We start from the raw sequence: 6,410 nt of genomic DNA, 5'->3' as shown, positions 1-6,410 counted from the left end.
GGCCCCTCCCGCCGCGCACCCTGCCTCTCCTGCCGCCTCGCCCACCGCCTCCTACCCGGCCCTACCCTCCGCGGACGCGGCCTCGCCCGCCGCCTCGCAAGCGGCCCCTCCCGCCGCGCACCCTGCCTCTCCTGCCGCCTCCTCTAGGGCGCTTCCCTCCGCGGACTCTCCGGCCGTCTCCTCCGCTGCCCATCCCTCCGCGGACGCTGCCCTCCTGGCCGCTTCGCCCACCGCCTCCTATGCGGCCTCACCCTCCTCGCGCCCCGCGTCCCGGGCCGCTGCCGACGCCGTCTCCCGCGGGTCGGGCCCTGCTCAGCGGTCCGCCACCGGTCCGCTCGCCGCTGAGCTCGGGACTCCGATCGTCGTCCTCTCGGCCCAGGCCCTCGACCACAATCTGCATGCCATGGCCGCCTGGTGCGCCGAGCGAGGGCTCTCCCTCGCCCCCCATGGGAAGGCCACCATGGCTCCGCAGTTGTGGCACCGTCAGCTCGCCGCCGGAGCCGTCGGCATCACCGTCGCCACCCCCTTTCAAGCCGGCGTGGCCCGCCACTTCGGCGTGCCGCGCATCCTCGTCGCCAACCAGATCGCCGATCCTGCCGCGCTGGCTGCACTAAGCGTATGGGCCGGTCAAGGCACTGCCATCGGACTTTTTTCCGATTCCATCCCAACTATCGATAGGGTTTCCGCCGCGGTGTCTACGACCTGCGATGTAATCGTCGAGCTCGGCACCCCCGGCGGGCGGGCCGGGGCGCGCGGGATCGAGGCCGCGCTCGCGGTCGCCGCGCGGGTCGCCGCCGCGCCGAACCTGCGGCTCGCGGGCGTCGCCGGATACGAGGGCTCGGTGACCGCGGGGACCGACGCGGCCGCGCTCGCGGCCGTCGACGACTACCTCGGCGACCTCGCGACCCTGTACGCCGCCTTGGACTTCGAGACCGACCGGCCCGTCGTCAGCGCCGGCGGCAGCGCCTACTTCGACCGGGTCGCGGCGGTCCTCGGGCCGCTCGCGGGCGAGGCCGAGGTGCTCCTGCGGTCCGGCTCGTACCTCGTCCACGACCACGGCTTCTACGCCCGCATGACCCCGGCCGCGCGCGGCGGCGACGGGCCCGAGTTCAGGCCGGCCCTCGAAGGGCGCTCCCAGGTGCTCTCGCGGCCCGAACCGGGCCTCGCGATCCTCGACGGAGGCCGCCGCGACTTCCCCTACGACCAGGATCTGCCGATCCCGTTGGGCCGCATCGACGGTCAAGGGCAGACGGTCGACCTCGACGGCGCCGAGTGCCCGCAGATCAGCGACCAGCACCTGTTCCTCACCGGCGACCTCGGGGACCTGGAGGTCGGCGACACCGTGCGCCTCGGGCTCTCGCACCCGTGCACGAGCTTCGACAAGTGGCGGCTGATCCCGGTCGTCGACGAGGAGACCGGCCGCGTGGTCGACGCGGTCCGCACGTTCTTCTAGGGCTGCATGAGAAGGCGTCGGCTCCTTCGCCGTCGCACGGGTCGGCCCGCGAGCACGGCGCTCCCGCTATTCGGCGAGCGCCGCGCGGATCGCCTCGACCGCGGGGCGGTTGCCCGGGAGCCACGGGACCGAGTCGAGCTCCTCGGGCAGGAGCCAGCGCAGCTCGGCGTGCTCCTTCGCGTGCGGCTCGCCGCCGGCGAGGTCCGCGTAGTAGACGCGCAGCGTGAAGCGGCCGCCGCCGGTGGCGAGGTCGCCGAGGACGCGCTCGCCCACCGTGATCTCGACGCCGAGCTCCTCGCGGCACTCGCGGCGCAGCGCCTCGGGCTCGGTCTCGCCGGGTTCGAGCTTGCCGCCGGGGAACTCCCACAGGCCGGCGAGTTCGGGCGGGTAGGCGCGCTTCGCGGCCAGGATCGCGCGGCCGTCGCGGATCGCGGCGCCGACGACGACGCGGGGTTCGGCGGTGCTGGGATCGTTCACCGGCCGGAGTCTAAGGCACGGCCCCGACGCGCCCGTTGCCGTGTTGAAGGCGTTTCGTTATCTTTCGCACGAACGATGACGATGCGTGAGCGCTACTGAGCATCCTGTTGCTCATACGTTCGGATGATGTTGCATGGCCCGGGTGGTCAGGAATCGTGTCCGTCGGCACAAAACCAGACAAGAACCGTCCTGATAATTCCGGTATGCCCGCTTAATCCCGTTTGCCGGTCTGGACAGAAGCTGAACAACGGGGAAGACTCGGTTCAGAAATGATAAAGATCCGGCGACAATTCAGACACGAACGCCCCTCGTGACTGCCGGGTCGCTGTCAGGCCAACCTTACTGATCGGTCGCGGCCCTGCTCCGGCAGGGCACAGCTCTGCTGGACGCGGCACTTCGGAACGGCGACGACGAATGGCGACGGTGCCATGGGGAGAACGGAGCAAGACGACAACGTGCTGCTGGATGCACTGAGGGAGCTCAACGGTTGGGTAGCGGACGACGGCCGCCTCTCGCGGTCGCTGCCGCTCGACGCCTCCCAGCACGCCGAGCTTGCGGAGCAGATCAAGATCTTCGCCGACACGCTGGGCGTCCGCCCGGACGTGCGGCGCACGGACGAGGCCACGCTCATCGTGCTCGCCCGTGAAGGCGGCTTCAGCCTCACCGACGTGACCTTCGCCGGACGCGTCGAGACCGCCTACATCACCATCGCCGGGGACCTCGCGGCACGAGAAGGCGGCCTCGCCAAGGGCCGCTTCCGATGGCTCCGGCGAGGTGAATGACCCGCCCGCCGTGCGCGTACGGGCGGACCGCCGCTAGCGGCGGCACGAGCAAGGCGGACCGCCGGGAACCCCACCTCCCGGCGATCCGCCGAACAGCGACAGGCCCGCACGGTGTGCGGGCCTGTCGCTTGCGTCTTACACGTTGAAGCGGAACTCGACCACGTCGCCGTCGGCCATGACGTAGTCCTTGCCCTCCATGCGGACCTTGCCCGCGGCCTTCGCCGCCTGCATCGTGCCCGCCTCCACCAGGTCGTCGTACGAGACGATCTCGGCCTTGATGAAGCCGCGCTGGAAGTCCGTGTGGATCTCGCCGGCCGCCTCCGGAGCGGTCGCGCCCTGCTTGATCGTCCAGGCGCGCGTCTCCTTCGGCCCGGCCGTCAGGTAGGTCTGGAGCCCGAGGGTCGCGAAGCCGACGCTCGCGAGGCGGTCGAGGCCCGGCTCGGCCTGGCCGGTCGACTCCAGGAGCTCCAGGGCCTCCGCCTCGTCGAGGTCGATGAGCTCGGACTCGAACTTCGCGTCGAGGACCACGGCCTGCGCCGGGGCCACCAGCGCGCGCAGCTTCGCGGCCAGCTCCTCGTCGGCGACCTGGTCCTCGTCGACGTTGAACACGTAGATGAACGGCTTGGCCGTGAGCAGGTGCAGGTCGTACAGCAGCTCGGTGTCGAGGCCGGCGGCGAAGATCGTCTTCCCGCCGTCGAGGACCTGCTGCGCGGTCTGGACGGCCTCGAGCTTGGCGCGGGCGTCCTTGTTCATGCGCGCCTCGCGCTCGAGGCGCTTGAGGGCGTTCTCGACGGTCTGGAGGTCGGCGAGGATCAGCTCGGTGTTGATCGTCTCGATGTCGTCGACGGGGGAGACCTTGCCGTCGACGTGGGTGACGTTGCCGTCCTCGAAGACCCGCACGACCTGCGCGATCGCCGAGGTCTCGCGGATGTTCGACAGGAACTGGTTGCCCTTGCCCGCGCCCTCGGAGGCGCCCTTGACCAGGCCGGCGATGTCGACGAACGTGACGGTGGCCGGGAGGGTCTTCTCGGACTCGTAGATCTCGGCGAGCTTCGGCAGCCGGTCGTCGGGGACGGCGACGACGCCGACGTTCGGCTCGATGGTCGCGAACGGGTAGTTCGCCGCGAGGATGTCCGAGCGGGTCAGCGCGTTGAACAGCGTGCTCTTGCCGACGTTGGGCAGGCCGACGATACCGATGCTGAGTTTCACGAGAGTCGATTCTAGGCGGCGCCGCCGCGCGGCCGTGCGGCGCGACCGCGGAAGGAGGGGGCGCCCACCTGCGGGCCCGGGGCCGGGCTGCCGGGTGTCCGGCCCCGCGGGCGGGCGCCCGGCCCCTCAGGCGGCGAGGAGGCCGATCCCGAGGGTCAGGGTGCCGGCGGCGAGGCTGGCGGCGCCGGCGTACAGGAGGGCGATCGCCTTGTTTGGCTCGGTGCGGCCCTTGCCGGCCATGGCGGCGAAGAACCCGCCGGACATGAGGATCGCCGCGAGCGGGACGCCGGCGCGGGCGATCCAGCCCCAGGCGCCGTCGAGGCCGGTGGCGTCGGCGAGGACGAGGGCGACGAGGCTGAAGACCACGAGGACGCCGGCATGGGCGTGCCCGGCGCGCGAGAACGACTTCTGGAACTCGGTGAAGGGCACCTTGCCGCTGGCGACGCGGACGAGGAAGGCGCCGCCGAACTCGATGGTGACGACGGTGAGGAGGACGACGCCGGCGAGGAGCCGGGAGGCGTCGCTGAGGGCGAAGGCGGACTCGAACATCGGGGGCTTCCAATCCGACGGTGCGCTGGAGCCGAAGGCGCGCAGCCGTCTTGACAGTGTCTAGTTTCCGTGTGGATCGTAGCCCGTATTGATTGACACTGTCAAGATCCGCGCTAGAGTGGTCTCCGTGACCGACCGCTACCACCACGGGGACCTCCGCCGCGCCCTGATCGACGCCGCCGTCGAGGCCGTCGGCGAGACCGGCCCGAGCGCCCTGAGCCTGCGCGCCGTCGCCAAGCGCGCCGGCGTCTCCCACGCCGCCCCGGCCCACCACTTCGGCGACAAGGCCGGGCTCCTCACCGCCGTCGCCGCCGAAGGGTTCGACCGGTTCGCCGACGCGCTCGAACGCGCGTGGACCGCCACCGGCGACTTCGACGCGGTCGGCGCCGCGTACGTGCGCTTCGCCATCGACCACCGGGCCCACTTCGAGATCATGTTCCGACCGGAGCTGCTCCACATGGACGACCCCGACCTGGTGCGCGCCAGCGTCCGCTCGCGCGAGGCCCTCCACCGCGGCTCCGGCACCGACGGGCCGGACGCCGCGTTCAACGCCCGCGCGCTGGCCGCCTGGTCGCTCGCGCACGGCTTCGCGGAGCTGCTCCTCGCCGGGAACTTCCCGCGCGCGGTCCTCGACGACCCCGAGGGGGCCTTCAAGGCCGTCGCCGCGGCCACCGCCCTCGGCCGGGGGTGAGCGCCGGTCGCGTCCGGCCCTCGTTCGGGGCGACATCGGCCGCACGGGAGCGGTGAGCGCCGGTCGCATCCGGCTCCCGTTCGGGTGACATCGGCCGCGCGTGGGCGCGGAAGTGTCGGACCCGCGGGGGAGGGTGGAGTGCAGCGTCCCCGGGCGGGTGGGGGAGGCGGTGCCGGCGGTTCGCGGGAGCCGTTCCGGCATGTAAGTTGTGCACAATTGAATTGTGCGCTACAGTTCTTGCATGGACGCGACACCGAGGCTCCGCGAGCAGGCCTGCTTCGCCCTGTACACCGCCTCCCGGGCGGTGATCGGGCTCTACCGGCCCATGCTCGACTCCCTCGGACTCACCTACCCGCAGTTCCTGGTCCTCATGTCGCTGTGGGAGCACGACGGCCGCACCGTGAGCGGGCTCGGCGACGAGCTCCAGCTCGACTCCGGCACCGTCTCGCCGCTCCTGAAGCGCCTGGAGGCCGGCGGGTACGTCGAGCGCCGCCGCGACGCCGGGGACGAGCGCCGCGTCACCGTCCACCTCACCGAGGCCGGGGCCGCGCTCGAACGCCGGGGTTGCGAGATCACCCAGGTCGTCGGGTCCGCCTCGGGCATGTCCTACGACGAGCTCATCGCCTTGCGCGACAAGCTCAACGAGTTCACCACCGCCATCCGCACCCGCGAGCACACCACCGAGTAAGGGGAAACCACATGGAACCGCTCTACGTCGCACACGCCGTGTCCTCCGGCGAGGGCCGCAACGGCCGCGTCGCCACCGACGACGGCCTCATCGACCTCGACCTCGCCATCCAGAAGGAGCTCGGCGGCCCCGGAGGCAAGGCCAACCCCGAGCAGCTGTTCGCCGCCGGGTACGCGGCCTGCTTCCACAGCGCCCTCCAGCTCATCGCCCGCCAGGCCAAGGTCGACCTCGGCGACTCCTCCGTGGAGGCCAGCGTCGGCATCGGCAAGGAGGGCGAGGGCTTCGGCCTCAACGCCATCCTCGAGGTCTCCACCCCCGGCGCCGTCCGCGACGTCGCCGAGGGCCTGGTGGAGAAGGCCCACCTGGTCTGCCCGTACTCCAACGCCACCCGCGGCAACATCTCGGTCGAGATCGACCTCGTCCAGACCGCCGACGACTAGGCCGCCGACGACCAGACGCGGCATACGACGGGGCCCGGCATCGCATCGCGATGCCGGGCCCTCGAACGTGAACGGGGTGTGTCTCGGCGGTTCGGTGCAAATCGGGCATTCGCAGCACCCC

8 protein-coding genes are annotated in these 6,410 nt (G+C 71.6%); 5 read left to right on the top strand and 3 right to left on the bottom strand.

Annotation, left to right across the window (positions count from 1 at the left end):
* Positions 1-214: 214 nt before the first annotated feature.
* A complete protein-coding gene (locus tag ABD419_RS24995) occupies positions 215-1,453 on the top strand; it encodes an alanine racemase (protein ID WP_486327375.1) in 1,239 nt (412 codons plus the stop codon).
* 66 nt (positions 1,454-1,519) lie between these two features.
* Here the strand turns inward: ABD419_RS24995 and ABD419_RS13770 are convergent, their stop codons facing one another.
* Positions 1,520-1,930: a (deoxy)nucleoside triphosphate pyrophosphohydrolase gene (locus ABD419_RS13770; protein ID WP_344487300.1), complete on the bottom strand. Its 411-nt coding sequence runs from the start codon at positions 1,928-1,930 to the stop codon at positions 1,520-1,522.
* A 428-nt stretch (positions 1,931-2,358) separates the two neighbouring features.
* Between ABD419_RS13770 and ABD419_RS13765 the strand changes: the two genes are divergently transcribed.
* Positions 2,359-2,712, top strand: a complete 354-nt coding sequence (locus ABD419_RS13765; RefSeq protein WP_344487298.1) for a pterin dehydratase — start codon at positions 2,359-2,361, stop codon at positions 2,710-2,712.
* Between the two features lie 135 nt (positions 2,713-2,847).
* On the opposite strand, the gene ychF is transcribed toward ABD419_RS13765, so the two are convergent.
* Entirely contained in the window at positions 2,848-3,921 is a 1,074-nt protein-coding gene (ychF, locus tag ABD419_RS13760; RefSeq protein ID WP_344487296.1) for a redox-regulated ATPase YchF, read from the bottom strand.
* Positions 3,922-4,047: 126 nt separating this feature from the next.
* Positions 4,048-4,470: a hypothetical protein gene (locus ABD419_RS13755; protein WP_344487294.1), complete on the bottom strand. Its 423-nt coding sequence runs from the start codon at positions 4,468-4,470 to the stop codon at positions 4,048-4,050.
* A gap of 127 nt (positions 4,471-4,597) precedes the next feature.
* Here ABD419_RS13755 and ABD419_RS13750 point away from each other — a divergent pair, with 127 nt between their 5' ends.
* The 3 genes from ABD419_RS13750 to ABD419_RS13740 all read left to right on the top strand — a co-directional run bounded on the left by ABD419_RS13750 (position 4,598) and on the right by ABD419_RS13740 (position 6,289).
* Positions 4,598-5,161, top strand: a complete 564-nt coding sequence (locus ABD419_RS13750) for a TetR/AcrR family transcriptional regulator (RefSeq protein ID WP_344487292.1) — start codon at positions 4,598-4,600, stop codon at positions 5,159-5,161.
* 241 nt (positions 5,162-5,402) lie between these two features.
* Entirely contained in the window at positions 5,403-5,849 is a 447-nt protein-coding gene (locus tag ABD419_RS13745; RefSeq protein WP_344487290.1) for a MarR family winged helix-turn-helix transcriptional regulator, read from the top strand.
* An 11-nt stretch (positions 5,850-5,860) separates the two neighbouring features.
* Entirely contained in the window at positions 5,861-6,289 is a 429-nt protein-coding gene (locus ABD419_RS13740; protein ID WP_344487288.1) for an organic hydroperoxide resistance protein, read from the top strand.
* Positions 6,290-6,410 lie beyond the last annotated feature (121 nt).

The organism is Glycomyces endophyticus, from assembly GCF_039531525.1.
GTDB classification, from domain to species: Bacteria; Actinomycetota; Actinomycetes; order Mycobacteriales; family Micromonosporaceae; genus Glycomyces; species Glycomyces endophyticus.
This window is presented reverse-complemented; position numbering and strand designations above follow the sequence as displayed.

Excerpts from the sequence above, each read along its gene's own strand:
- ABD419_RS13765 (WP_344487298.1), top strand. The coding sequence starts at position 2,359 with ATGGGGAGAACGGAGCAAGACGACAACGTGCTGCTGGATGCACTGAGG.
- ABD419_RS13755 (WP_344487294.1), bottom strand. The coding sequence starts at position 4,470 with ATGTTCGAGTCCGCCTTCGCCCTCAGCGACGCCTCCCGGCTCCTCGCC.
- ABD419_RS13745 (WP_344487290.1), top strand. The coding sequence starts at position 5,403 with ATGGACGCGACACCGAGGCTCCGCGAGCAGGCCTGCTTCGCCCTGTAC.
- ABD419_RS13740 (WP_344487288.1), top strand. The coding sequence starts at position 5,861 with ATGGAACCGCTCTACGTCGCACACGCCGTGTCCTCCGGCGAGGGCCGC.